Genomic DNA, 26568 nt, shown 5'->3' with positions numbered 1-26568 from the left:
GTGCGCAGTTACTTACTCAGACGACATCGTAGTGGTAGCGAATCTCCGCCGCCTTGCGATGCCCTTCCAGGCCCTCGCGGGTCGACTGGCGCACGGCCACCGGGGCCACGGCCTCCACGCCCCGCTGGTCGAGCCACTGGTGGGTACAGACCTTGATGAAGGTACCCACCCAGACGCCGCCGGTGTATTTGCCGGCGCCGCCGGTGGGTAGGGTGTGGTTGGTGCCACTGATCTTGTCGGAATACACCACCGAGGCTTCCACGCCGATGAACAGCGAGCCGTAGTTGCGCAGGCGTTTGCCCACGCCGTGCGGATCGCGGGTATGCACCTGCAGGTGTTCGGCGGCCACCTCGTCGGAGTAGGCGATGGCCTCTTCCAGGCTGTCGCAGAGGACGATCTCGCCACGCTTGCGCCAGGACTGCTCGGCGACCTCGCGGGTGGCCAGCAGGGTCAATTGCCGCTCGACCTCGGCGAGGGTCTTCTCTGCCACCTCGCGCGAGGTGGTGATCAGGCCGACGCGGGTCTCCACGTCATGCTCCGCCTGGCCGAGCATGTCGGCGGCAAGAATCTTCGGATCGGCGCTGTCGTCGGCCAGGGTGAAGATTTCCGAAGGGCCGGCCAGTTGGTCGATGCCGACGCTGCCGATGGCCTGGCGCTTGGCCTCGTTGACGTACATGTTGCCCGGGCCGCAGATCTTGTCGACCTTGGGAATGCTCTCGGTGCCGTGGGTGAAGGCGGCGATCGCCTGCGCGCCGCCAACGCGGAAGATGCGCGTGGCGCCGGACAGGTGCGCGGCATAGAGCACCGCCGGGTGCACCTTGGGCGGGGTGCAGACGATGATCTCTTCGACCCCGGCCACCTTGGCTGGAATGATCGACATCTGCGCGGTGGACAGCAGCGGATAGCGGCCGCCGGGCACATAGGCGCCGACTCGCTGGATCGGGATCAGCCGGTGTCCCAGGTGCAGACCGGGGAGGGTTTCCACCTCCAGCGGTTGCAGGGTCTTCAACTGGGCCTCGGCGAAGGCGCGGATGCGCTCGATACCGAAGCGCATGTCGGCCAGCAGTTGCTCGTCGCAGGCCTGGCGCGCCGCCTCGATTTCCTCGGCGGTGACTTCGAACTGCTCCAGGCGCATGCCGTCGAACTTTTCGCTGTAGTCGCGCAGCGCGGCGTCGCCACGCTCCTGCACGTCGTTCATCAGGGCGGCGATCATCTCGCGCAGTTCGCGGGATTCCTGCTCGCGCTTGGGTTCCGGGGCTTTGATGTAGATAGGCATGTGTTCCTCGTCTTACTGAGCGATCCAGGCGTTGAAGCGCTGGTTCAGGTTTTCGATGTTGTCGACCCAGAAGTCGACATCCAGCGGCAGGGATTGGGCGAGGTTGGCCGGGGTGGTCGGCAGTTCCTCGCGCAGTTCGGCCGGGATCAGGTCGTTGGCGCGGGTGTTGGTCGGGCCGTAGGCGATGTAGGGCGGCAGCTTGGCCTGGTTTTCCGGCTGGCTGGCGTAGCCGATGAAGCGCATGGCGGCGTCCTTGTTCGGCGTGCCCTTGAGCACCACCCAGGAGTCGATGGCGTAGATGCTGCCGGGCCAGACCAGCTTGAAGTTGCGTCCTTCGTTGCGGTTGAAGCCGCTGATCCGGCCGTTGTAGGCGGAGGTCATCACCACATCGTTGGCCGACAGCAGTTGCAGCGATTGGGCACCGGCTTCCCACCAGACCAGGTTGGGCTTCAGCTCGTTGAGCTTGTTGAAGGCGCGGTCCACGCCTTCTGGCGTACGCAGGACCTTGTAGACATCGGCGGGCGCCACGCCATCCGCCATCAGGGCGATTTCCAGCGCGTATTTCGGCCCCTTGCGCAGGCCGCGCTTACCGGGGAATTTCTTCACGTCCCAGAAGTCCGCCCAACTGCTGGGTGCGGTCGTCAGGCGGCTGGCGTCGTAGGTCAGCCCGGTGGACCAGACCATGGCGCCGACACCGCAGTCGCTCACGGCGCCGGGGAGGAAGTCGGCACGGTTGCCGACCTGGTTCCAGTCGATGGGTTCGTAGATCCCGGCCTCGCAGCCCAGCGCGAGGTCTTCGGCTTCCACCTCGACCACATCCCACGGCGGCGTGCCGACCTTGGTCTTGGTTTCCAGGATGCCGATGCCGCCGTCCCAGCTCTGGTCCAGTACACGCTGTCCGGTGAGCGTGGCGAAGGGTTTGAAATAGATTTCCCGCTGCGCATCCTGGAAGTTGCCGCCCCAGGATATGACGGTGAGATCGCGTGCTTGGGCGGCGAGGGCCGCGCCAAGCAAGGTCACGCCGACGAGCGTGGACGAAATCGAGCGTGCTACCGGGTACATGGAGTTACCTCAGGCGAAGTGGATTGTTCTTGTCGTTTCACTCGAGTGGTAAAAATATTTACCAGTGAAGATCGGCGGCGGCAATCCCCCATGCCCGAGCCATGGCCCGTATTTCGTTGTTTTTCGCTTATAACCTATTGATAAGTAATGAAATAAAATCGGTAAAAATATTTACCACTTAATCCTCGAACACCGTGGCGTGCACCTCGATTGCTCTCAGAGTGGGGCGGGGGAAGGATGCTAGACTGCGCGCCGCCGGTGCCTTTCCCTGCGTCGGCTGGAACGAGGAAAGCAGCATGTCGGATGTTCATCGCACTGTGGTCGGCGTCGCCGACACGCCATCTCCTGCCGAAGAGAGCCTCGGCAGCCGCCTGCGCGACCTGCGCCAGGGGCAGGGCTTGTCCATCCGGCAACTGGCGGAGCGGTGCGGCGTCTCACACCCCAATATCTCGCTGATCGAACGCGACATGCAGAGCCCGTCGGTCAGCGTGCTCAAGCGCATTCTCGAGCCGCTGGGCGTGACCCTCAGCAACTTCTTCTCCGCGGCGCCGGTGCGCGACCGCGCGGTGTTCTATCGCGCCGACGAACTGGTGGAGCTGGCCGATGGCAAAAGCCTGTCCTACCGCCAGGTCGGCGCCAACCTGAGGGGGTCGTCGATGATGATCCTCCACGAACGCTACGCACCGAACGCCGATACCGGCCTGGAGCCCTACAGCCATGAAGCCGAAGAGGGCGGCGTGGTGGTCAAGGGGCGGCTGGAGATGACCGTGGGCGACGAGGTGCGAATCCTCGAAGCGGGGGATGCCTATTACTTCGACAGCCGGCTGCCGCACCGCATGCGCAACCCATTCGAGGAAGAGTGCGAGGTGATCAGTGCGGTGTCGCCGCCGACCTTCTAAGGCACCAAGACCAGCAGCTCGGCATGCGCCCGGCGGTTTTCCAGATGGAGCACCGCCACGCTGATCGGCAGCTTGAAGCGCCGTGGGCCCGCGCTCCCCGGATTCAGGTAGAGCACGCCCTCGCGCACCTCGTTCAGCGGCTTGTGTGAATGCCCCGCGAGCACCACGTCGATGCCTTCGGCTGCCGGATCGATGGCCAACTGCTTGAGGTCGTGGATCAGGTACAGCCGCAGCCCGCCCAGCTCCAGCAGTAGCGTTTCCGGCAGCGCTCCGGCCCAGTCGTCAGTGTCGTTGTTGCCGCGCACTACTTCCAGCGGGGCGAGTTCGCCGAGCTGATCGAGCAGCGAGGCAGGGCCGATGTCGCCCAGGTGCAGGATGCGCTCACAGCCGCGCAGCGCCTCCAAAGTTTCGGGGCGCAGCAGGCCATGGGTGTCGGCGATGACGCCGATGCGCAGGGATGTGGTCATACCAGGGAGCATAAACGACGACGCCACCCGAAGGTGGCGTCGTGGCGGCTCAGCCGTTGTGCGAGGCCTTGGCGGCGTCGGACTCGGGCAGGAACCAGTTCAGCAGCAGGGCGCAGATGCCGCCGGTGGCCACGCCTGATTCCAGCACATTGCGGATTGCGTGGGGCATGTGCGCGAGGAACTCCGGTACCTGGGAAATGCCCAGGCCCAGCGCCAGGCTGACGGCGATGATCAGCAGCGCGCGGCGGTCCAGATGGGTGCCGGCGAGGATGTTGATGCCCGAGGCGGCAACCGCGCCGAACATCACCATTACCGCGCCGCCGAGCACAGGCTCGGGAACGGCCTGGATCACCCCGGCGACGCTGGGGAACAGGCCCAGCACGATGAGCATCGCGGCGATCCACAGGCCGACGTGGCGGCTGGCGACGCCGGTCAGCTGGATCACGCCGTTGTTCTGCGCGAACACCGAGCTGGGGAATGTGTTGAACAGGCCGGCCAGCAGCGAGTTGGCGCCGTTCACCAGCACGCCGCCCTTGATGCGCTGCATCCACAGCGGGCCTTCGACCGGCTGCTTGGAGATCTTGCTGGTGGCGGTGACGTCGCCGATGGCTTCCAGCGAGGTGACCAGGTAGATCACCAGCATCGGGATGAACAGGCTCCAGGAGAAGCCCAGGCCGAAGTGCAGCGGCACCGGGACCTGGAAGGCCGGCGCCTCGTGCATGCCGGTGAAGTCCAGGCGGCCCAGGTAACCGGCCAGCGCATAGCCCACGGCCAGGGCGATGACGATGGCGCCGCTGCGCATCCACACCACCGGGATGCGGTTGAGGATGACGATGATCGCCAGCACCAGGCCCGACAGCATCAGGTTCTCGCCGTTGGCGAAGGTGCCGTTGGACATGGCGGAGAAGCCGCCGCCCATGCTGATCAGACCGACCTTGATCAGGGTCAGGCCGATCATCAGCACCACGATGCCGGTGACCAGAGGGGTGATCAGGCGCTTCACGAAGGGCAGGATGCGCGACACGCCCATTTCCACGAAGGAGCCGGCCATGACCACGCCGAAGATCGCCGCCATCACCGCTTCCACCGGGGTGCCGTTCTTCACCATCAGCGCCCCGCCGGCGATCAGCGGGCCGACGAAGTTGAAGCTGGTGCCCTGGACGATCAGCAGGCCCGCGCCGAACGGCCCGAAGCGCTTGCACTGGACGAAGGTGGCGATGCCGGAGATCACCAGCGACATCGACACGATCAGGTTGGTGTCGCGCGGCGACACGCCCAGCGCCTGGCAGATCAGCAGGCCGGGAGTGACGATCGGCACGATGATCGCCAGCAGGTGCTGCAGCGCAGCCAGCAGGGCGATGGGCAGGGCGGGGCGGTCTTCCAGGCCGTAGACCAGGTCGGGCTGGTCCTTGGCGGCGGACGGGTTCTCGAGGGAGCTCATGGGCGGCGGTCCGGGAAAAAAGAGCGCGATTTTACTGGCCCGAGGCGGGATCGCACAGTGCCATGAGGCAAGGAGGGATAAACGGGGAAGACCGTTTTCCTACGTCCTGGCAGGGCAGGTGTACTGCCGGGGCTTTCGGCACAGGGAAAAGTGCCGAATTTTCAACAGGGTGCGCGGACATGTCTGAATGTGCGAGCCAGGTGGCGTGACTTCACTGGAAGGCATCCGGAGCCATTCGGAGTTCCGGCTCAATCCAGAGGGATACGCAGATGGCTAAACAACAAGGCTTCACCCTGATCGAGTTGATGATCGTCGTGGCGATCATCGGGATCCTGGCGTCTATCTCCATCCCCATCTATTCCAATTATTCCTCTCGTGGAAAGGCCACCGCTGCGCTCGCGGAAATGTCCGGAATCAAGACGGCGGTCGGCATGTGCATTGTCGAGACGGGGAAAATGACGGAATGCAAAGCCGGGGCATTTGGGATACCGGAAACTTTCGCGACTTCGAACGTGCCAACCGGATACTCGGTTAAGGATGGGGTGATCGAGGCCACCACAAGCGCAACTGACGCTGACGGCAATTCTCTGGCGCTGTCCCTGAAGCCTGAAACGGACTCCAAGTCCGGCACGATCAACTGGAACCTGTCGGGAACCATCTGTAACGATGAGCGTGGTGTCAAGACTGGCACAGGTGGATGCGCAAAGTCCGATGAGGAGGGCTGATCCAGCGCCTTTTTCACCCACAAAAAAGCCCGGCATTCGCCGGGCTTTTTCATGTCACCGCCAGACTCAACCGTCCAGCAGCGCCTTGTCGCGCACCGCGCCCTTGTCGGCGCTGGTGGCGAGCAGGGCGTAGGCTTTCAGCGCGGTGCTCACCTTGCGCGCGCGCGGCAGCGCCGGCTTCCAGCCCTTCTTGTCCTGCTCGGCACGGCGGGTGGCCAGTTCTTCATCGCTGACCAGCAGGTTGATGCTGCGGTTGGGGATGTCGATCAGCACCTTGTCGCCGTCCTGCACCAGGCCGATGGCGCCGCCGGCTGCGGCTTCCGGGGAGGCGTGGCCGATGGACAGGCCCGAGGTGCCGCCGGAGAAGCGGCCATCGGTGAGCAGGGCACAGGCCTTACCCAGACCCTTGGACTTCAGGTAGCTGGTCGGGTACAGCATTTCCTGCATGCCCGGGCCGCCTTTCGGGCCTTCGTAGCGGATGATCACGATGTCGCCCGGTTTCACTTCGTCGGCGAGGATGCCTTTCACGGCACCGTCCTGGCTTTCGAAGATCTTTGCGCGGCCTTCGAACACGTGGATGGACTCGTCCACGCCAGCGGTCTTCACCACGCAGCCGTCGAGGGCGATGTTGCCGTACAGCACGGCCAGGCCGCCTTCCTGGGAGTAGGCGTGCTCGACGCTGCGGATGCAGCCTTCGGCGCGGTCGTCATCCAGGCTGTCCCAGCGGGTGCTCTGGCTGAACGCCACCTGGGTCGGGATACCGGCGGGGCCGGCCTTGAAGAAGGTGTGGACCTTCTCGTCCTGGGTCTGGGTGATGTCCCACTCGGCGATGGCGTCGGCCATGCTCGGGCTGTGCACGGTCGGTACGTCGGTGTGCAGCAGGCCGCCACGGGCCAGCTCGCCGAGGATGGAGAAGATGCCGCCGGCGCGGTGCACGTCTTCCATGTGGTACTTCTGGATGTTCGGCGCGACCTTGCACAGCTGCGGCACCTTGCGCGACAGGCGATCGATGTCGCGCAGGTCGAAGGCGATCTCCGCCTCCTGGGCGGCGGCCAGCAGGTGCAGGATGGTGTTGGTCGAACCGCCCATGGCGATGTCCAGGGTCATGGCGTTCTCGAACGCCTTGAAGCTGGCGACGTTGCGCGGCAGCACGGACTCGTCGCCTTCGCCGTAGTAGCGCTGGCACAGCTCGACGGCCAGGCGGCCGGCGCGCAGGAACAGCTGCTCGCGGTCGGCGTGGGTAGCCAGGGTCGAACCGTTGCCCGGCAGCGACAGGCCCAGGGCTTCGGTCAGGCAGTTCATCGAGTTGGCGGTGAACATGCCGGAGCAGGAGCCGCAGGTCGGGCAGGCGCTGCGCTCGTACTCGGCGACCTTCTCGTCGGAGCAGGAGTCGTCGGCGGCGACGACCATGGCGTCCACCAGGTCCAGGCCGTGGTTGGCCAGCTTGGTCTTGCCGGCTTCCATCGGGCCGCCGGAGACGAATACCACCGGGATGTTCAGGCGCAGGGCGGCCATCAGCATGCCGGGGGTGATCTTGTCGCAGTTGGAGATGCAGACGATGGCGTCGGCGCAGTGGGCGTTGACCATGTATTCCACGGAGTCGGCGATGATCTCGCGCGACGGCAGGGAATAGAGCATGCCGTCATGGCCCATGGCGATGCCGTCGTCCACGGCGATGGTGTTGAATTCCTTGGCCACGCCGCCGTGTTTTTCGATCTCGCGGGCGACCAGCTGGCCCAGGTCCTTCAGGTGCACGTGGCCGGGCACGAACTGGGTGAAGGAGTTGGCGATGGCGATGATCGGTTTCTTGAAGTCTTCGTCCTTCATCCCGGTGGCGCGCCACAGGGCGCGGGCGCCGGCCATGTTGCGGCCGTGGGTGGAGGTTTTCGAACGGTAATCGGGCATGACAGGTTCCTGCGGCTCAGGTGCACGGTGGGAGTCGATCCGGGTCTTTAAGTGCGGCGGTGTGCAGCGGATGGCGCTGGCCGGCGAGACCTTGAGCAGACTCTAAGTCGTATCGTGAGCGCGGTACGCACCGGATGCAAACAGCAGATGGCCTTGCATGGGCGAGGTCGGCGCGGGGCTTGGCGGGGTCACCGCCTGCTCGGCCGGGGCTCACAGGCCCGCCGGGGGATAAATGGCAGGAATGAGCCGGATTCTACGCCGGGCCTTGCCGCCAGGGAAAGGCTGGCGGTCGGCGCGGGCCATAGACTTTCGCCGCGCTGGCATGGTCAGAATGGCCATTGGCGCTTTTCGATCCCGTTCGTTGAAGGAGCAACCCCATGAAAGTCATCTCAATTGCTCTGCTGGCTGCAGTCTTTGCCGGCAGCGTGCAGGCCTCGTCCGACGCGGCCTGGCAGGCGCAGGACAAGCAGCAGCGCGAGGCCTGCCTGGCGCTGAGTCATCTGCAGAACAAGAAGGTGCTGGGGACTCCGGTGCTGTTCGACGACAGCGTGGGCTATACAGCGCTGATGATCGGGGGGACCTATGCGCAGAAGCACATGAAGGGCAAGCCAGGCCGCGAGTTGTGCCTGTTCGAGCGCAAGACTGGTAAAGCGGTGCTCAGCGAGGCGGATTCGCTGATGCCGGTGAAATGATGTGCTCCCCTCGACCAGAGGGCGCATGACGCCTCAAGCGTTATCCGCCATCCGCGGAATCGGGTGCAGAGACGGCGGATAAAGCGTTCCGCTTTATCCGCCCTGTGCCGATGAATGAAATACGGGGCGTGCGGTGATGCCTTAGCCGTTGGGCAGCAGACGCACCGTCAGGCTCTTGATGTAGCGGGTTTCCGGGATCCCCAGGTGGACGGGGTGGTCCGGGCCCTGGCCGCCGCGCTCCAGCAGTTGGATATTACGGTCCAGGTGACGGGCGCTGCCCAGCAGGATGTTCTGCAGGTCGTCCTCGGGCAGGTGCATCGAGCAGGAGGCGCTCACCAGCACGCCATCCTTGGACAGCAGGCGCATGGCCTGTTCGTTGAGGCGGCGGTAGGCGGCCTCGCCGTTTTTCAGGTCCTTCTTGCGCTTGATGAAGGCGGGCGGGTCGGCAACGATCACGTCGAAGCGCTCGTCGGCGGCCTTCAGCTCGCGCAGGGCATCGAATACGTCACCTTCCACGCAGGCGACTTTCTCGGCCAGGCCGTTGAGGGTGGCGTTGCGCTCCACGCCATCCAGGGCGAAGCCGGAGGCATCGACGCACATCACTTCGCTGGCGCCGAAGGCTGCGGCCTGGATGCCCCAGCCGCCGATATAGCTGAACAGGTCCAGAACGCGCTTGCCCTGCACATAGGGCTGCAGGCGGGCGCGGTTCATGCGGTGGTCGTAGAACCAGCCAGTCTTCTGACCTGCCAGTACTGGGGCTTCGAACTTCACGCCGTTCTCTTCCAGGCCGACCCATTCCGGGACTTCGCCGTAGGCGTTCTCGACGTAGCGCTCAAGGCCTTCGGCATCGCGGGCGCTGGAGTCGTTCTTCCACAGCACGGCGCTGGGCTTGAGCACCTGCAGCAGGGCGGCGAGTACGTCGTCGCGGTGCTTCTCCATGGTCGCCGAGGCGAGCTGGACCACCAGTACGTCGCCGAAACGGTCTACCACCAGACCCGGCAGCAGGTCGGAGTCACCGTAGACGAGGCGGTAGAACGGCTTGTCGAACAGGCGCTCGCGCAGGCTCAGGGCGACATTCAGGCGGTGAACCAGTAGCGATTTGTCGAGAACGTGCTTGATGTCACGGGAAATCAGGCGGGCGCAGATGAGGTTGTTCGGGCTCATCGCGACGATGCCCAGCGGCTTGCCGTTGGCCATTTCGAGGATGGCCTGTTCGCCGGCGCCGAAGCCGTTCAGCGGGGTGGCGGCGACGTCCACTTCGTTGCTGTAGACCCACAGGTGGCCGGCGCGCAGGCGGCGCTCGGCGTTGGCTTTCAGACGCAGGCTGGGCAGGGTCATGGGGAAGGCTCCGGCAAAAGAGCGGGATTATAGCGCAGCAGCGCGCGCCCCCGGAGCAGGGCGCACGCGCTTTTGATCGGATCAGGCGGCGAGGGTTTCGATCAGCTGCTTGTTGAAGGCGGGGATATCGTCGGGCTTGCGGCTGCTGATCAGGTGCCCGTCCTTGACCACCTGGCGGTCGACCCAGTGGCCGCCGGCATTGTTGATGTCGTCCTTGAGCGAGTTCCAGCTGGTCAGCGTCTTGCCCTTCACCAGGCCGGCGGAGACCAGCAGCCAGGCGCCGTGGCAGATCACGGCGATGGGTTTGCCGGCCTCGCTAGCCTTCTGCACGATTTCCTGGGCCTTGGGCAGGTTGCGGATCTGGTCGGCGTTGATCACGCCGCCGGGCAGCAGCACCGCGTCATAGTCATCGATGCGGGCGGTCTCGAAAGTGCTGTCGACCTTGAAGCAGTCAGCCGGCTTGTCATGGTTCCAGCCGCGTACCTTGTCGGTGCTGTCGGAGAGGATCCTCACCTTGGCGCCGGCCTCCTCGAGCGCCTCGCGCGGGCCGGTCAGTTCGACCTGTTCGAAGCCATCGGTGACCAGGATGGCGATGGTCTTGCCTTTGAGTGTCTGGCTCATGGCGTGTCTCCCATTTCTTCCGCTTGGGTGTAAAGGTTCCGACACAGCAGCCGATGAAAGTTCAGTCTAAAACGGCAGTTCCAGAATGCGTTGCTCTGGGTAAACTGTGCGCCCCGTCAACTTTCCAGTCCGCGCCTACATGTCCCAAGAACTCTCCGCCGAACAGATCCGTCAGGCCCTGCAGGGCATCAGCGTGCCGCCGCAGCCGCAGATCATGGTTGACCTGCAGATGGAGCAGTTCATGCCCAATCCGGACCTGAAGGCGATCGCCAAGCTGATCAGCCAGGACCCGGGGCTGTCCGGTGCGCTGCTGAAGCTGGTGAACTCGCCGTTCTTCGGCCTGGCCAACCGCATCACATCGATCCAGCGGGCGGTGAACCTGCTGGGCAGCCGTTCGGTGATCAACCTGATCAACGCCCAGTCGATCAAGGGGGAGATGACCGACGACACCATCGTTACCCTCAATCGCTTCTGGGATACGGCGCAGGACGTGGCCATGAGCTGCCTGACCCTGGCCAAGCGCATTGGCTACGAGTCGGTGGACGAGGCTTACGCGCTGGGGCTGTTCCACAATTGCGGCATTCCGCTGATGCTCAAGCGCTTCCCGCACTACATGGCGGTGCTGGAGGAGGCGTATGCCAGCGCCAGCGACGAGCGCCGCGTGGTGGACACCGAGAACCGCGTGCTGAATACCAACCATGCGGTCGTCGGTTACTTTACCGCGCGCTCCTGGCGTTTGCCGGAGCACGTCTGCGAGGCCATCGCCAACCACCACAATGCGCTGTCGATCTTCAGCGACGACAACTCCCGTGACACCCAGCTGAAGAACCTGCTGGCGATCCTGAAGATGGCCGAGCATATCTGCGGTTCCTACCGCGTGCTGGGTAACCAGGACGAGGACCACGAGTGGGAGAGCGTGCGCGCGCTGGTACTCGATTACGTCGGGCTCACCGAATACGACTTCGAGAATCTCAAGGGCAGTATTCTCGAGCTGGGCGTGGGGCAGGGGACGTACTGATCGCTCCTGTGGTGAAAGGCATGAAAAAGCCGGGAATCTACCCGGCTTTTTCGTTCAACGTCGGTGATCAGTCGATCATATCGCTGAAGCGCTCGTCCTTCTTGTAGGCAATGGTCTGGCTGAAGCCGGGGACCTGGATGCCCTGGTCGCTGATCTCGATGGCCTGCTCGTCGATCATGTCGTTGCCGAAGTTGTAGATGATGTCGAAACGGCCCTGGGTCGCAGCTTCGTCGTACTGGCGGGCGGCGGCGCGGGTGGCTTCGCGACGGGCCTGGTAGTCGTTGAAGGCAGCATCGCCGTGGCGCTTGCGCAGCATCTTTTCGGTCACCGCTGGGGACAGCAGCACGCCGGTGGCGTTGTTGCCGCCAAAACCCTTGGAGTTGATGAAGCAGACTTCCAGGTCGTTGCGGCGCACATCGGTGTTGGAGAGGGCGATGTGGTCCTTGAAGACGTCGTCGGCGAAGGTGTCCACGGTCTTTATGCCGGGGATGACGCCGTAGTGGAAGGTGCCCAGTGCCGAGATCAACTGGTCGGCGCTGGCGGTGGCCAGGGAGTGGCCGACGAAGGCTTTCACTGCGGTGATCGGCCAACCTTCGATACCGAAGGCGGTAGCGACGCGGTCGAGGATTTCCGACTCGGTCACGCGGTTGGCTGGGGTGCTGGAACCGTGGGCGTGGACGAAGCTGTGCTGGCGCACGCTTTTCTCGCCAACGATCTGCGCGGCGGCGGCCACGGCCTTGGCCATGGTCAGGTAGTTGCCCGGGCCGGGCGCGGAGATGGATTTCTTGAAGCCATCGGCGTTGATGAACACGTCCGGCACAGAACCGTGAATATCGGCACCCAGTTCGAGGGCCAGGGCGTCGTCCATCAGCACCACGTACTGCGCGGACTCGGCCAGGGAGAAACCGCAATTGTCGCCGAACGGGCGGCTGGCGCGGCGGAAGTCGACATCATCGCGGCCTTCGATCAGGCGCAGGCCTTCCTCGGTGGCCAGCGCGCCCATGGCGGCGTAGCCCTCGATGATCTCGGAGGTGATCGGCGCCTCGGCATTGCCGACGATGGCCACGCGGGCCTGGCCGCTGGTGATGACGTCGATGCCTTTCTGCAGGTTATAGAGGAAGGTGGCGCAGGCGCCGGTGACGCTGCCGGTCATGCCGACGCTGCCCAGCACGTAGGCGTTGATGAAGTCGGTGGGCATGCTGTTGAAGCCCAGCGGCAGTTGCTTGGCCGAGACACGGTGGCCGCGCAGGCGCGATTGCAGCAGGCCGCCGAAGCCGTTTTCGTCCAGCTGGCTCATGATGCTGCTGGAGAACACGGCGATTTCGTCAGGCTGCACGGCGTTGCAGATGGTCTTCCAGTCGATGCCGGTGGAGCGCACCGCGTCGGTGGCGGCGACCACGGACATCTGCAGCCCGCGCGGGTGGAAGCGCGAGTTGTACAGTTCGCTCGGCTCGAAGCCGGTGGGCAACTGGCCGGCCGATTTCACCGGCAGCGCGCGGTAGCTGTCGACCTTGAATTCGCAGCTGTCGTGCAGGGTGACGCGGACTTCGCCGCCTTCGGTCTCTTCCACCGACCAGTTGGCCGGCAGCGGTTCGGGCAGTTGCTTGCGCAGGGTGGTGAAGGTCACGGGAGCGCCGGCTGCGCTGACGGTCAAGCTTTTATGGCAGTGCGCGGCGTCGACGTCGAGGTACTGCAGCTCGATGCGACGGATCAGGGTGGACTGGCGAATCTGCTGCCCGAAGCGTTGTTCGATGGCAACCAGATCGAGGGCTTTGCCGTCGGCATCCTGATACTGGCCGTCGACGACTTTCACCAGCTTCATCATCACCGCGAGGCCGGCGAGGGTTTCCTGGCGGGCGGCGCTCTCCATGGATTCGAGGACGGTGCGGCGGAACCCATGGTGGAAGGAACTGCGGCCTGCCGCGTTATATCCACCAAAACCAACGATGACCGGTAGTCGAGACATCTCTCGGAAACTCCTTCAGCAAGTGCATCTTGTGCGACTGGGCGCCAGTTGCGCAGGGAGGCGCGGCCCGGTGGCACAAAGCCAGGCGGTGGCTTCTAGTGATTCGAATGCTTTAGCTGACGAGGATGATGACTGCCGAGTCACGCTTGCGCCAGGAATTGTCGGAAGTAGGCGACGAGTTTCCGGGCAAATCGCGCAGGGGCCTTGAACGAAAACGGGAGCCGTGGGGGCTCCCGTTTCGATATTGCCTTTGCTGAGGACAGGACTTAACGGTACTCGATGCCAGCCTTCTTGGTGCTGACGCGGGTGCCGGATTCGCCTTTGGTGATGGCGACGATGTTTTCCAGCGAGCCGATCACCGCATCCTTGCCGGTGGCGCGAGCGAACTCGATGGCTGCCATGACCTTCGGACCCATGGAGCCGGCGGCGAAGCCGAGGCGTTCCAGTTCGTCCGGGTGTGCCTGGGCGATGGCCTTCTGGGTCGGTTTGCCCCAGTCGATATAGGCTGCGTCCACGTCGGTGGCGATGATCAGGATGTCAGCCGACAGCTCCTGGGCCAGCAGCGAGGAGCACAGGTCCTTGTCGATTACCGCTTCGACGCCGGAGAGTTTCTTGCCGGATTCGTCGTACATGGTCGGGATACCGCCGCCGCCTGCGCAGATGACGATGGTGCCTTTCTCCAGCAGCCACTTGACCGGGCGGATTTCGAAGATGCGCTTTGGACGCGGACTCGCCACCACGCGGCGGAACTTGTCACCATCAGGGGCGATGCTCCAGCCTTTCGCCTTGGCGAGGCTTTCGGCCTCTTCCTTGGAGTAGACCGGGCCGATGGGCTTGGTCGGGTTCTGGAAGGCCGGGTCCTTGGCGTCGACTTCGACCTGGGTGAGGATGGTGGCGAACGGCACTTCGAACGGCAGCAGGTTGCCCATTTCCTGTTCGATCATGTAGCCGATCATGCCTTCGGTTTCGGCGCCGAGAACGTCCAGCGGATAGGGAGCGACCTTATCGTAGGCCGCGCCCTGCAGGGCCAGGAGGCCGACCTGCGGGCCGTTGCCATGGGCGATCACCAGCTCGTTGCCGGGAGCGACCTTGGAAATCTGTTCGGCAGCAATGCGAACGTTCAAGCGTTGATTGTCAGCAGTCATGGGCTCGCCACGACGCAGCAGGGCATTACCGCCCAATGCGACGACGATACGCATATTCAGTACCTCCGAAAGAGTGGAAACGCGCCCGGACCGGCGCTTGTGGCGCGGCCCGGGGCGGCCCGGCATTACATGTCGGCGAGGGTCGAAACGAGGATTGCCTTGATGGTGTGCATGCGGTTTTCCGCTTGCTCGAAGGCAATGTTGTACGGGGATTCGAAGACGTCTTCGGTCACTTCGATACCGTTCTTCAGGTTCGGGTACTTGGCGGCGATTTCCTTGCCGACCTTGGTCTCGCTGTTGTGGAAGGCTGGCAGGCAGTGCATGAACTTCACGCGCGGGTTGCCAGCGGCTTTCATCATGTCCATGTTGACCTGGTAGGGCAGCAGTTCGTTGATGCGCTCGCCCCAGGCTTCCACCGGCTCACCCATCGATACCCAGACGTCGGTGTGGATGAAGTCCACGCCCTTGACGGCGACTTTAGGGTCTTCGGTGATGGTGATGCGGGCACCGCTTTCTTCGGCGAATTTCTTGCAGGCGGCGACGTGCTCGTCGGTCGGCCAGAGTTCCTTGGGAGCAGCGATGCGCACGTCCATGCCGAGCTTGGCGCCGATCAGCAGCAGGGAGTTACCCATGTTGTTGCGGGCGTCGCCCAGGTAGGCGTAGCTGATGTCGTGCAGGGGCTTGTCGCTGTGCTCACGCATGGTCAGGACGTCGGCCAGCATCTGGGTCGGGTGGTACTCGTCGGTCAAGCCATTGAACACCGGGACGCCGGCGTATTTGGCGAGCTCTTCGACGATTTCCTGCTTGAAGCCACGGTATTCGATGGCGTCATACATGCGGCCCAGTACGCGGGCGGTGTCCTTCATGGACTCCTTGTGGCCGATCTGCGAGGAGTTCGGGTCGATATAGGTGACGTTGGCGCCTTGGTCATAGGCGGCGACTTCGAAGGCGCAGCGGGTGCGGGTCGAGGTCTTCTCGAAGATCAGCGCAATGTTGTTGCCTTTCAGGTGCTGTTGCTCGGTACCGGTGTACTTGGCGCGTTTCAGGTCGCGGGACAGGTCGAGCAGGTAGCGCAACTCGCGAGTGCTGTGATGCATCAGGCTGAGCAGGTTGCGGTTGTGCATATTGAAAGCCATGTTCGTTCTCCTTGTGGGATGGAAAGCTGGGCCTCGTCAGTACAGCTCGTGGCTGGCGGGGCAGGCGGCCCTGGCTTGGGCCGCCTTTTTCAGATCAATGCGCTCTGTGGGTTGTAGTCGCGTTCTTGTCCGTACCGTCGATCAATAGTCGATCGGGTCGCGGATGATCGGGCAGGTCATGCAGTGACCGCCGCCACGGCCACGGCCCAGTTCGCCGGCGCTGATGGTGATGACTTCCACACCGGCCTTGCGCAGCAGGGTGTTGGTGTAGGTGTTGCGGTCATAACCGACCACCACGCCCGGCTCCAGGCAGACCACGTTGTTGCCGTCGTCCCACTGCTCGCGCTCGGCGGCGAAGCTGTTGCCGCCGGTTTCGACCACGCGCAGTTTCTTCAGGCCCAGGCTCTCGGCGACGACGGTCATGAAGTCCTTGTCTTCGCGCTGGACGTTGATGCCGTAGGGGCTCTTCTCGTCCGGGCGCAGGGTGAAGGCGACGATCTCTTTCACCACTTCCGGGAAGACGGTGACCAGGTCGCGGTCGCAGAAGGTGAAGACGGTGTCCAGGTGCATCGCGGCGCGGGACTTGGGCAGGCCGGCAACGATGACTTTCTCCGCTGCGCCTTTGGCGAACAGTGCCTGGGCGACCTGGCCGATGGCCTGGCGGGAGGAGCGCTCACCCATACCGATCAGTACGACGCCGTTGCCGATGGGCATGACGTCACCACCTTCGAGGGTGGACATGCCGTGATCCTTGTCCGGGTCGCCGTACCAGACTTCGAAGTCGGCGTTGACGAATTCCGGGTGGAACTTGTAGATCGCGGTGGTCAGCAGGGTTTCCTGACGTCGCGCCGGCCAGTACATCGGGTTCAGGGTCACACCGCCGTAAATCCAGCAGGTGGTGTCACGGGTGAACTGGGTGTTGGGCAGCGGCGGCAGCAGGAAGCTGGAATGACCGAGGTAGTCACGGTACATCTTCAGCGCCTTGGCGCCTTCGCTTTCGGGGATGTCGTCAGCGGCCACGCCGCCGATGAGGAATTCCGCCAGTTTGCGAGGTTCCAGGCTTTCCAGCCAGCCGCGCAGTTCCTGGGTCAGGCCCACGCCGACGCTGTCATTGGTGATCTTGCGATCGAGGATCCACTTGAGGGCTTCGGGGTTCTGGACGGTCTCGGTCAGCAGGTTGTGCATTTCGAGGACGTCGATGCCACGCTCGCGCATCTTGGTGACGAAATCGAAGTGGTCACGCTTCGCCTGGTTCACCCAGATAACGTCGTCGAACAGCAACTCGTCGCAGTTGCTCGGGGTCAGGCGTTGGTGGGCGAGTCCGGGCGAGCAGACCATCACTTTGCGTAGTTTGCCAGCTTCAGAATGGACGCCAAGTTTGGTTTTTTCCGTGCTCATGAGATGTCTCCAGGAGTTACAGAGTGAGGAAGCCGTCGTAGAGGCCGTACGCCGCGATCAGGGCGCCGATGACAACGCCAGCGAAGATCAGCTTCTCGATATTGGTGAAGATGGGTTGGCCCACTTCACGTTTCGCCTTTGCGAAGAGGATTACCCCCGGCGCATACAGCAGCGCCGACAGCAGCAGGTACTTCAGGCCACCAGCGTAGATCAGCCAGATGGCGTAGATGACCGAGATACCGGCGATGATCAGGTCCTTGGTGCGGTCGGCCGAGTCGGTTTCGTAGGTCTCGCCCTTGACCGCCAGCAGCAGGCCATAGGCGGCGGACCAGAAGTACGGGATGAGGATCATCGAGGTCGCCAGCAGCAGCATCTTGGTATACGGGGCCATTTCGCCGTCGGCACCGCCGGAGGTGAAGAACACGATGACCAGGAAGACCTGCACGCAGATGTTGGTCAGCCAGAGGGCGTTGGCCGGCACCTGGTTGGCGTTCTCCTTGCGGAGGAACTCCGGCATGGTGTGGTCCTTGGCGGCGGCGAACATGATCTCGGCGCACAGCAGGACCCAGGAGAGCAGGGCGCCCAGCAGGGAGATCAGCAGACCGACGCTGATCAGGACAGCGCCCCAGTGGCCGACCACATGCTCCAGCACCAGCGCCATCGACGGGTTCTGCAGCTTGGCCAGTTCCGGCTGGGTCATCACGCCCATGGACAGCACGTTCACCAGTACCAGCAGCAGCAGGACGGTGATGAAGCCGATCACGGTAGCTTTACCGACGTCCGAGCGTTTTTCCGCACGGGAGGAGAAGATGCTCGCGCCTTCGATGCCGATGAACACCCAGACGGTGACCAGCATCATGTTGCGCACCTGGTTCATCACGCTGCCCAGGTCGGGATTGCTCTTGCCCCAGATGTCCGCGGTGAAGATGTCCAGCTTGAAGGCGAACAGGCAGATCAGGATGAACAGGAACAGCGGGACGATCTTCGCCACCGTGGTGATGGTGTTGATGAACGCCGCTTCCTTGATCCCGCGCAGCACCAGGAAGTGCAGGGCCCACAAGAGGATCGACGCGCAGACGATCGCCGCGACCGTGTCGCCCTTGCCGAAGATCGGGAAGAAGTAGCCCAGGGTGCTGAACAGCAGGAGGAAGTAACCGACGTTGCCCAGCCAGGCGCTGATCCAGTAACCCCAGGCCGAGGAGAAGCCCATGTAGTCACCGAAACCGGCCTTGGCGTAGGCGTAAACACCACCGTCGAGCTGGGGTTTGCGGTTGGCCAGGGTCTGGAAGACGAATGCCAGGGTCAGCATGCCGACCGCGGTGATAGCCCAACCGATGAGAATGGCGCCGACGTCTGCGCTGGCGGCCATGTTTTGCGGAAGGGAGAAAATGCCCCCCCCGATCATGGATCCTACGACCAGGGCTGTCAGCGCGCCGAGTCGTAGTTTTTGGCTGCTTTCTTGCGACATTTAAGAATCTCCCTATAGGAAGTTGGAGAGTGGTGCTATTAGGCGCCTGTCCCTGGGGGGGTACCCCTGACTCAGGTCAATAGCTTGCTATCCAATGTATTGGGCAGTACTTCCTGCTCTGCCCACCCCGGATAAACCATAGGAGAGGTTTTGCATTAGCGCCCGATTTAGAGGGGATTTCGTGAAGATTTGAGCGCGGTTTCATGACCGCGGAATGGCAGATGAATATGCAAATCCACGCAGGAGGCGCGATGGCGCTTGATTCTCAGCTACGAGCAGGCTGAGGACCGCTGTGTAGGAAAATCCTGAGCGATGATGCGGTAGGAGGGAATTGGCCGGGGCAGGATCACTGCACCCGGCGATGCACCTGTGGAATTGAAAGTGCGAGATGGCAAGAAGCCCGAAGGACACCACCGGGCTCGTGGCCCGGCGGGGCGGCGTGACGGGCACGCCGCGAGATGTAATGCTCAGAGGCGATCACACCCATGTCGCAGAGCAAGGTGTGTGCCAGGATGAAAGACTACGTCAGAGCGCTCTGCGGCGCTTTTCGCCCTTGGTCGCAGTCGAGCTCATCGGCGGATTCTTGCTCACGCGTCGGCATCGTCGGCGGAAATTCCGCCACTGCCGGAAAAAAGCAGCCCATGCTTGCGCAACTTGTCGTGCAGCGTCTTGCGCGGCAGGCCCAGCGCCTCGGCAAGGCTGCGCATGGAGTTGTGCGGTCGGCTCATCTCGGCGGCGATCAATGAGCGTTCGAAAGACTCCACCTGCTCGTTCAAACCGGCTCCAGGAGCGGCAGTCTTGGCCTGGCTGTGGCCTTCGTCCAGACCCAGATCCAGCCCGAGTGCAAAGCGCTCTGCCGCGTTCTGCAATTCGCGGACATTACCCGGCCAGCCATGGGCCAATAGCTGCGCCCTTTGTGCTGAGTCTAGCGGCCTTGCGCTCAAGCCATGGCGTTCTGCAGCGCGTTCGGCGAAGTGTTGGAACAGCAGCAGGATGTCGTCGCCGCGCTCGCGCAGCGGTGGAATGCGCAGGCTGGCAACATTGAGGCGGTAATAAAGGTCGGCGCGGAAGCGGCCTTCGTCCGAGGCCAGGCGAAGGTCCTCTTTGGTTGCCGCGATGATGCGGATATCCAGCGGGATGAGCTGGTTGGAGCCCAGGCGTTCGACAGTACGCTCCTGTAGCAGACGCAGTAGCTTCACCTGAACGTCAAGGCTCATGCTCTCGATTTCGTCGAGGAACAGGGTGCCGCCGTTGGCGAACTCGAACTTGCCAATGCGGCGCTTCTGCGCGCCGGTAAAGGCTCCCTGCTCGTGGCCAAACAGTTCGCTTTCGACGACCGACTCGGCAAGGGCTCCGGCGTTGATGGCAACGAAGGGGCCATTGCAGCGATTGGACAGATCATGGAGAGCACGCGCCACCACTTCCTTGCCCGAGCCCGTTTCGCCCAGCACTAGTACATCTGCCTGGATTGCCGCCAGTGAGGCGACCTGCTGTTGCAGGCGTTGCATCGGCGCGGACTGGCCCACGAGGCGTCCTCGGACCTCCTTCTGCTCTGTCAGCGCCAGACGCAGGCTGCGGTTCTCCAGCACCAGACGGCGCACGTCCAACGCGCGGCGCACGCTGTCCAGCAAAGCATCGCTGGGAAAGGGCTTTTCCAGGAAGTCGTAGGCGCCCGAGCGCATGGCCTTCACCGCGAGCGGTACGTCACCGTGGCCTGTCACCAGGATCACCGGCAGCTCCGAATCCTGCGCGTGCAACTGTTCGAGCAATTGCAGTCCATCGATGCCCGGCATGCGGATATCGCTGACGATCACTCCCGGCCAGTCGCGTGCCAGGTGGGGATCGATCCCTCGTGCATCGCCCAGCGGCACTACCTTGAAGCCAGCGAGGTCGAGTGTCTGGCAGAGCGCCTGGCGCAAATGCGGATCGTCATCGACCAGCAAAACCTGGGTCGTGGGATCGAAAGGCTCGGCCGAACTCATGCGCGGGTTTCCTCTTGCGGCGTCAGGGTCACACCGGGAGTGCCCGGCAGCAGGTGCAATTGTACGAGAGCGCCGCCCTCCGGGTGATTTCCAAGTTCCAGACGGCCGCCGAGAGTGCGTAACAAGGTGTCGCAGATGGCCAGTCCCAGGCCGAGACCCTTTGCACTGGTCTTGGTGGTGAAGAAAGGCTCCCGAGCATGCGCCAGGGCCTGCTCCGAAAAGCCGGGGCCGTTGTCGCGCAGCGAGACGATGACGCGCTCCGGCGTTTGCTCGGCGGTTAGCCAGATACGCCGCGGCAGGCCTTTTTCCGCAAGGGCGTCAAGGGCGTTGGAGATCAGGTTGGAAAGGATCTGTCGGAGCCGTGTTTCGCCCGCTTGTACCCAGAGTGCCGCATCCGGCAGGTCTCGCAACAATTCGACGTTCATCGCCTGGCGCCGCTGCGCGACCAGGGCCAGGGTGTCGTTGATCGCCGGCTGCAACGCGACGTTCTCCGGAGCCCGACGGGCGCCGCGGGCATAAGCCTTGAGGTGGCCGATGATCGAGGCCATGCGCCCCGTCAGTTCGCCAATCTGTTGCAGGTTGCCGCGGGCATCGTCATAGCGCTCGTGATCGAGCAGAACGCGGGCGTTGTCGGCATAGCTGCGGATGGCCGCGAGCGGCTGGTTGAGTTCGTGGCTGATGCTGGCTGACATGGTGCCCAGGGCGGTGAGTTTCCCGGCCTGTACCACTTCATCCTGGGCGTGCATCAGTTCGCGTTGCGCCTGTTCGCGGTTGCTGACCTCCTCCAGTAGCCGGGTATTGGCGCCTTCCAGCTCCTGGGTGCGCTCCTGTACGCGCAGCTCCAACTCATGCTTTGCCTGGGCTTCCAGGGCGATGCGCTCCAGGAAGTGGCGGCGGCTAATCGTCAACAGTGACAGCAATAGAAGAAGGGCCACCAGGGTAGCTGCGCCGATCAGCACGACGCTGCGCACAGGGCCGTCGACTTGGGTGCGCGGCGTATAGATGCTCACCGTCCAGCCGGTCTCCGGCAGATCGCGGCTCTGGCTGATCCAGCGGCGCTGATCGATTTTCAGCGGCAGCGGATGCAGCACTGGATAGGGAATGTTCTCGGCGATCTCGCGCTGCTTGGCCGGCGACAGCTCCTTTCCGGTATGGAAGCGCCACGCGTTGCTGGAGGAGAGGATGACGACGCCGTTGGAGTCCATCACCAGCAACTGCTCCGGCGTATTGCCCCAGAGCTGCTCCATGTGTTCGAGGTCGACCTTCACCACCAGCACGCCGAGCAACTTGCCGCCATCGCGCACACCGCTGGCGAAATAGTAGCCGCGTCGCTTGGAGGTGGTGCCCAGGCCGAAGAAACGCCCCTGTCGGCCAAGCGTCGCTTCCTTGTAGTAGGGGCGGAAGGCGAAGTTGCGGCCGACGAAGCTGTCCGGCTGATCCCAGTTGGAGGCGGCGTGGGTCATACCGTCTGCCTGTATCAGGTAGATGACGTCCGCCCCGGTGCGCCCGCGGATGCGCTGCAGCTCCAGGTTGGCGGCGTTCTGCGCCGTCAGGCTGTCAGGCGTCTGCAGAGCGGCGCGCAGGGTCGGCAGCTCGCCGAGGATCGGTGGCAGGTCCTCGTAACGGCGCAGGGTGCCCAGCAAGTTGGCGACGTAGAGGTCGAGGGTCTGCTGGTTCTGTTCGGCGAGTTGCTCGCTGTAGTAGCGCTGGGCGATGTAGTGCAGCGGCCAGAGCAGCGGGGCAGTCAACGACAGTATCAGGGCGTACCAGCCAAACCGATTCTTCATAGCCAGGTTTGCCTGTGAGGCGGTTCGGGGATGATCGGAAATTTTATGGGATCCACCCCGCTTTTGGATATGCATCGGCCGCGCGCGATGGAAGCGTTCAGTGTGCCAATAAGGCCGGCCGGCCTGCTTGACTCCAGCGGTTCATCGCCAACGGCGGTGTCAAGGTTGGAGCGAATACCCAGCGCCAGAACCGGAATTGTTGCTGGGATTGTGGAGAGCGTTGCCGCGCAGTTGCCACGGAGTCCCCCTTGCAGGCTCCACAAGGGGGGCTCTCGAAACCACCGCGCAAGCCGCTACCGGTTCATCGAGCCGCTGAGGGCTCCGCCAGGTCGCTACTTTCGTGGATGGAGAAAGCCGACTGCATCACCGAGCTGCCGAATCGGGGTTCCTTGCGCTACGCCAGGTTCATCGCCGACGTAGAGCAGGACGCCAACACCAGCTCGTTGTCCCGCCTGCATGTCGGTGATCTTGTCTCCCACCATGATTGACGCGTTCAGGTCGATACCATGCTCGCGTGCCGCCTGTATCAGCATTCCCGGTCCGGGCTTTCGATACTCGCTCTCGCGACGGTACTCGCCAATGCCATGTTCCGGGTGGAACGGGCAGTAGTACACGCCATCGATATGCGCGCCGTGCTGGGCAAATCGGGCTTTCATCCAGTCGGTCAGTGCATGGAAATCGGCTTCCGAGTAGTAGCCGCGACCGATGCCAGCCTGGTTGGTCACGACAATGACCAGATAGCCGGCTTGGTTTGCGGCAGCCACCAATTCAAAGATGCCGTCAATGAACTGAAAGTCATCGGGGCGGTGGACGTAGGCGTGATCGATATTGATCACGCCGTCGCGGTCCAGAAAAAGCGCAGGGCGCATGGCGTCGCTCATCGTCCGGCCAGTTCTGTCTGTGCCCGTTGGTAGTCTTCCGGCACCCCGATGTCGATGAAGTGGCCGCCGGTCACGAAAACGTTCACCGGCATCGTCTGCACCGCATTGGCGAGAAAGTCGGCCTCGAGTGAGAACGGCTGGTTCAGCTCGAAATGATCCAGTTGATTGCGATCAAATACATAGCATCCGCCATTGATCAGGCCTGGCCCGGAAACACCCTTCTCGGTGAATCCCCGCACCAGGTCGTCCTGCACCAGCAAGCGCCCGAAGCGCGCGGTGTCAGTTACCTGCCGGGCGACGATGAGCGGATTCCGCCTGGCCAGCCAGAGCTCGTCGATGGCCGATGCTTCCAGGTCGAGAAAGGTATCGCCGTTCAGCACGAATACGTGATCCCGGGTACAACGGGTCATCGCCAGGCGCACTGCGCCACCCGTACCGAGCGGGCTATCCTCGACCACGTAATCCAAGTCCATCCCGGCAAACCGGCTGCCAAAATGATTCGAGATTTTCTCGGCCATATAGCCCAGCGACAGCACCACCCTGGAAAAGCCCTTGCTCGCAAGCGAGCCCAGGAGAATTTCCAGGAACGGGCGCCCCGCGACGGGAGCCATCGGTTTGGGCCAGTCGGGCACTACTTCGCGTAAGCGGGTGCCGAAGCCACCCGCCAGCACAATGGCTTCACGCATCAGGCTTGAGCCTTGAAGATGGCATTTTCCACCAATCCGCAAAGAATATGCCCCAGCACCAGATGGCCTTCCTGAATCTTGGGCGTATCACTGGCGGGCACTTCCAGCAGGTGATCGCACAGCTCCTGCATCGGTCCACCGCGGTTACCCGTCAAGCCGATGCATACCATACCCAGCGCGCGAGCCTCTTCGAATGCCTTCAACACGTTGGGCGATTTACCCGAAGTGGAGTAGCCGATGAAGATGTCGCCCTTTTGTCCCAGCGCCTGTACCTGCCGCGCGAAGAGTTTTTCATAACCGTAGTCGTTGCCGATGGCGGTCAGGATGGAGGTGTCCACTGTGAGCGCGATAGCAGGCAGGCCCGGGCGATCGAAAGCAAAACGACTGACGAACTCCCCTGCAATGTGCTGGGCGTCGGCGGCACTGCCACCATTCCCTGCCAGCAGGATCTTCCCACCATTCTTCAGGCACTGGATGGTGGCTGTTGCCGCCGCACCCAGTTGCGCTTGCAAGGCGTGGTCTTCCAGCATCGCGCCCATGACACGCTGAGCTTCCTTGATCTGATCGAGTACATACTGGTGCATCAAACTCTCCATGCCTGTGTGCCTTGCTTCGTAAAGTGGCAGTTACTGACCTGCCCGTTGAATTGATTCAAAGTGCGAATCACATCCATGCGTCGCTCGGTGGGTACGAAGAACAGCATAAAGCCGCCGCCGCCCGCCCCCGAGACCTTGCCCGCCAGGGCACCGGCGCTTATGGCGGCCTCGTAGATCTCTTCAATGTGCGGATTCGACACAGTCTTGGCCGACCGCTTCTTGTTCTCCCAACCCAGCCGCATCGAGTCGACGAAACCTGCGAAGTCTCCTCGCAGCAGGCATTCTTTCATGACTTGTGCTTCGCGCTTGATGCCGTGCATCGCCTCGATCGCATCGGTGGCGCCTGATTTCACGTTGCTGCTCTGGTCGGCAATGATGCGGGCCGATTCGCGCGACACGCCCGTGAAGAACAGCACCAGCGAAGCCTCCAGTTCACAGAGGATCCAGTTCTTGATGCGCAGCGGGTTGATGATCGCGCGGTCGTCGGCATAGAACTCCATGAAGTTGAAGCCGCCGAACGTGGCTGAATACTGGTCCTGCCGTCCGCCTTGCAGAGCGCAATCAATACGTTCGATCTTGAATGCCAGGTGCGCCATGGCGTAATCGTCGAGCGGAAGGTTCAACAACTCGACGAAAGCTCTGATGATGGCCACTACGAGGGTCGAAGACGAACCCAGTCCTGAGCCGGCCGGAGCATCACAGAAGGTGCTCAGTTCCAGAGGGATTGGTCGACCGCCGTTGAAGTGCTGCACCATGTGGTTGTAAACCGCCTTGTGCAGATCGAGCTTGCCATTCAACAGCAGGGGTTCGCCCAGCGCATGCACGGTTTCCGTCTGCTGGTCGGTGGCGAGGAAGCGTACCTCGGGCACATCCAGCGTCTTGATCACTGCATAGGCATAGCGGTCAATGGCGGCATTCAGAACGTAGCCACCGTGAATGTCGCAATAGGGGGACACATCGGTGCCGCCGCCTGCCAGTCCAAGTCGCAGGGGCGCACGCGCTCTAACAGTCACAGACATACAAGAACCTGATCAGCGGTTGAGTGGGATTTTGCCTTTGGCGATCTCGTCCCGCCAATGATTGAGCAGGTCCTCAAACATCTTGCGGGCAGTGATTTCGGGCTTCCAATCAATGGCTGCGCGAATCTTCGTGTTGTCGAACATCTGATAGTCGGCATCGATGGGGCGCAGTCTGTCCGTATCTGTGGCCACGGTGATGTCGTTGCGCGTGCTCATTTCCAGAAGAATATCAATCACCTCGGGGAGCTGGAACGCCTCTTCCCCGGCGATGTTGAAGTATTCGCCGCGGGCGATTTTCCCTTGAGCGCTGGCCTCGAGCAGGAAGAAGTAAGCTCGAACCGCATCGCGTGCATCCTGGAAGGTACGCGTGCTGGACAGGTTGCCGACCTTGATGACTGGTTCCTGGAGACCTGCCTCGATCAGCGCAATCTGCTTGGCTACCGTGCTTTCGAAGAATACATCGCTGCGGCGGGGGCCGGAGTGGGTCCCCATGCGGGTGACGAAAGTGCGCATGCCGTAGGCTTCGCCATAGAAGCGACCGAGATAGTCGGTGCCAATCTTGCTGATGCTGTAAGGGCTGGCGCCGTGGAACGGGGTGTCTTCGGCAAGTGCGACGCCCGGTTCGGCCCGCCCATAAACCTCGCTGGAGGAGCAGACGTGAATCACGGGGTCATATCCATCGGCTTCCTTCTGCTGGCGGATGCTCTCCAGCAAGTTGGCGGTACCGATGATGTTGGTTTGCAGGGTCTCAATCGGGATGTCGAACGAGGTCTTGGGGTAGGACTGTGCGGCCAGGTGCGAGATGAAGTCGGGTTTGACGGCCTTGATCATCCGTGCAAGGGCGGCGTAATCATTGAGGTCTGCGTAGTACAGACTGATCCGATCCTTGCGATTGATGCGTTGAGTCAGATGGTAAAGATTGTCCATCGGCTCCTGCCAGCGCATCATGCCGACCACTTCGTAGGGGGTGTGCTCGAGAACGTAGTCGGCCAGTTGAGAGCCAACCTGTCCAGTTATCCCGGTAATCAGTATCTTCTTGGTCATGTGGGTTCCTCCGTAA

Annotated in this window: 23 protein-coding genes; 4 read left to right on the top strand and 19 right to left on the bottom strand. The window is 62.8% G+C overall.

Annotated elements, in window-relative coordinates; translation table 11 throughout:
* Positions 1–16: 16 nt before the first annotated feature.
* Together hisD and GJV37_RS28230 are read right to left on the bottom strand one after the other, a co-directional pair.
* Positions 17–1276, bottom strand: a complete 1260-nt coding sequence (gene hisD, locus GJV37_RS28235) for a histidinol dehydrogenase (RefSeq protein WP_193453205.1) — start codon at positions 1274–1276, stop codon at positions 17–19.
* A gap of 12 nt (positions 1277–1288) precedes the next feature.
* Entirely contained in the window at positions 1289–2338 is a 1050-nt protein-coding gene (locus GJV37_RS28230; protein ID WP_193453204.1) for an ABC transporter substrate-binding protein, read from the bottom strand.
* Positions 2339–2634: 296 nt separating this feature from the next.
* Here GJV37_RS28230 and GJV37_RS28225 point away from each other — a divergent pair, with 296 nt between their 5' ends.
* Positions 2635–3237: a cupin domain-containing protein gene (locus GJV37_RS28225; protein WP_084358832.1), complete on the top strand. Its 603-nt coding sequence runs from the start codon at positions 2635–2637 to the stop codon at positions 3235–3237.
* Here the strand turns inward: GJV37_RS28225 and GJV37_RS28220 are convergent.
* The gene (locus GJV37_RS28220; RefSeq protein ID WP_170859013.1) at positions 3234–3704 is read right to left on the bottom strand and encodes a metallophosphoesterase family protein; all 471 of its coding nucleotides are present in this window, start codon (positions 3702–3704) and stop codon (positions 3234–3236) included. The two genes, GJV37_RS28225 and GJV37_RS28220, sit on opposite strands and share 4 nt — an antisense overlap.
* Positions 3705–3753: 49 nt before the next feature.
* Positions 3754–5145, bottom strand: a complete 1392-nt coding sequence (locus GJV37_RS28215; RefSeq protein ID WP_024762204.1) for a nucleobase:cation symporter-2 family protein — start codon at positions 5143–5145, stop codon at positions 3754–3756.
* A 269-nt stretch (positions 5146–5414) separates the two neighbouring features.
* Here GJV37_RS28215 and GJV37_RS29735 point away from each other — a divergent pair, with 269 nt between their 5' ends.
* Positions 5415–5870 carry a pilin gene (locus GJV37_RS29735; protein ID WP_170859012.1) on the top strand — a complete coding sequence of 152 codons (456 nt, stop codon included), beginning with the start codon at positions 5415–5417 and terminating at the stop codon, positions 5868–5870.
* Positions 5871–5936: 66 nt separating this feature from the next.
* On the opposite strand, the gene ilvD is transcribed toward GJV37_RS29735, so the two are convergent.
* Positions 5937–7775: a dihydroxy-acid dehydratase gene (gene ilvD / locus GJV37_RS28205; protein ID WP_170859011.1), complete on the bottom strand. Its 1839-nt coding sequence runs from the start codon at positions 7773–7775 to the stop codon at positions 5937–5939.
* Positions 7776–8152: 377 nt separating this feature from the next.
* Here ilvD and GJV37_RS28200 point away from each other — a divergent pair, with 377 nt between their 5' ends.
* Positions 8153–8467, top strand: coding sequence for a hypothetical protein (locus GJV37_RS28200; protein ID WP_024762207.1), 315 nt, complete (start codon positions 8153–8155; stop codon positions 8465–8467).
* 141 nt (positions 8468–8608) lie between these two features.
* On the opposite strand, the gene GJV37_RS28195 is transcribed toward GJV37_RS28200, so the two are convergent.
* Both GJV37_RS28195 and GJV37_RS28190 read right to left on the bottom strand, forming a co-directional pair.
* The gene (locus GJV37_RS28195; RefSeq protein ID WP_193453203.1) at positions 8609–9805 is read right to left on the bottom strand and encodes a class I SAM-dependent rRNA methyltransferase; all 1197 of its coding nucleotides are present in this window, start codon (positions 9803–9805) and stop codon (positions 8609–8611) included.
* Between the two features lie 81 nt (positions 9806–9886).
* Positions 9887–10426 carry a type 1 glutamine amidotransferase domain-containing protein gene (locus GJV37_RS28190; protein WP_193453202.1) on the bottom strand — a complete coding sequence of 180 codons (540 nt, stop codon included), beginning with the start codon at positions 10424–10426 and terminating at the stop codon, positions 9887–9889.
* 193 nt (positions 10427–10619) lie between these two features.
* Between GJV37_RS28190 and GJV37_RS28185 the strand changes: the two genes are divergently transcribed.
* On the top strand, positions 10620–11444 hold the full coding sequence (locus GJV37_RS28185) for an HDOD domain-containing protein (RefSeq protein WP_089285862.1): 825 nt from the start codon (positions 10620–10622) through the stop codon (positions 11442–11444).
* 67 nt (positions 11445–11511) lie between these two features.
* On the opposite strand, the gene GJV37_RS28180 is transcribed toward GJV37_RS28185, so the two are convergent.
* The 12 genes from GJV37_RS28180 to GJV37_RS28125 form a co-directional block, all read right to left on the bottom strand.
* Positions 11512–13410, bottom strand: coding sequence for a beta-ketoacyl synthase (locus GJV37_RS28180; RefSeq protein WP_193453201.1), 1899 nt, complete (start codon positions 13408–13410; stop codon positions 11512–11514).
* A 266-nt stretch (positions 13411–13676) separates the two neighbouring features.
* A complete protein-coding gene (gene arcC / locus GJV37_RS28175) occupies positions 13677–14609 on the bottom strand; it encodes a carbamate kinase (protein ID WP_024762211.1) in 933 nt (310 codons plus the stop codon).
* Positions 14610–14680: 71 nt separating this feature from the next.
* Positions 14681–15691 carry an ornithine carbamoyltransferase gene (locus GJV37_RS28170; RefSeq protein WP_024762212.1) on the bottom strand — a complete coding sequence of 337 codons (1011 nt, stop codon included), beginning with the start codon at positions 15689–15691 and terminating at the stop codon, positions 14681–14683.
* Between the two features lie 141 nt (positions 15692–15832).
* A complete protein-coding gene (gene arcA / locus GJV37_RS28165; RefSeq protein WP_024762213.1) occupies positions 15833–17089 on the bottom strand; it encodes an arginine deiminase in 1257 nt (418 codons plus the stop codon).
* A gap of 16 nt (positions 17090–17105) precedes the next feature.
* Positions 17106–18557 (bottom strand): arginine-ornithine antiporter, encoded by a 1452-nt coding sequence (gene arcD / locus GJV37_RS28160; protein WP_193453200.1) that lies wholly within the window; start codon positions 18555–18557, stop codon positions 17106–17108.
* A gap of 587 nt (positions 18558–19144) precedes the next feature.
* On the bottom strand, positions 19145–20539 hold the full coding sequence (locus tag GJV37_RS28155; RefSeq protein WP_193453199.1) for a sigma-54-dependent transcriptional regulator: 1395 nt from the start codon (positions 20537–20539) through the stop codon (positions 19145–19147).
* Positions 20536–22326: a sensor histidine kinase gene (locus GJV37_RS28150; protein WP_170859007.1), complete on the bottom strand. Its 1791-nt coding sequence runs from the start codon at positions 22324–22326 to the stop codon at positions 20536–20538. Before GJV37_RS28150 ends, GJV37_RS28155 begins: the two co-directional genes overlap by 4 nt.
* 332 nt (positions 22327–22658) lie before the next feature.
* On the bottom strand, positions 22659–23207 hold the full coding sequence (gmhB, locus tag GJV37_RS28145) for a D-glycero-beta-D-manno-heptose 1,7-bisphosphate 7-phosphatase (protein WP_170859006.1): 549 nt from the start codon (positions 23205–23207) through the stop codon (positions 22659–22661).
* Complete coding sequence (locus tag GJV37_RS28140) at positions 23204–23893, bottom strand: nucleotidyltransferase family protein (RefSeq protein ID WP_170859005.1); 690 nt, start codon at positions 23891–23893, stop codon at positions 23204–23206. The genes gmhB and GJV37_RS28140 overlap by 4 nt, the downstream gene beginning before the upstream one ends.
* Positions 23893–24477 carry a D-sedoheptulose 7-phosphate isomerase gene (locus tag GJV37_RS28135; protein ID WP_276511410.1) on the bottom strand — a complete coding sequence of 195 codons (585 nt, stop codon included), beginning with the start codon at positions 24475–24477 and terminating at the stop codon, positions 23893–23895. The genes GJV37_RS28140 and GJV37_RS28135 overlap by 1 nt, the downstream gene beginning before the upstream one ends.
* Positions 24477–25508: a GHMP family kinase ATP-binding protein gene (locus tag GJV37_RS28130; RefSeq protein WP_170859003.1), complete on the bottom strand. Its 1032-nt coding sequence runs from the start codon at positions 25506–25508 to the stop codon at positions 24477–24479. The genes GJV37_RS28135 and GJV37_RS28130 overlap by 1 nt, the downstream gene beginning before the upstream one ends.
* A 12-nt stretch (positions 25509–25520) precedes the next feature.
* A complete protein-coding gene (locus tag GJV37_RS28125) occupies positions 25521–26552 on the bottom strand; it encodes a GDP-mannose 4,6-dehydratase (protein ID WP_170859002.1) in 1032 nt (343 codons plus the stop codon).
* Between the last annotated feature and the right edge of the window lie 16 nt (positions 26553–26568).

It is taken from the genome of Pseudomonas nitroreducens (assembly GCF_010994165.1).
Lineage (GTDB): Bacteria > Pseudomonadota > Gammaproteobacteria > Pseudomonadales > Pseudomonadaceae > Pseudomonas > Pseudomonas nitroreducens.
Note: the sequence above shows the minus strand (reverse complement) of the source record. Positions and strands in the feature narration are given on the sequence as shown.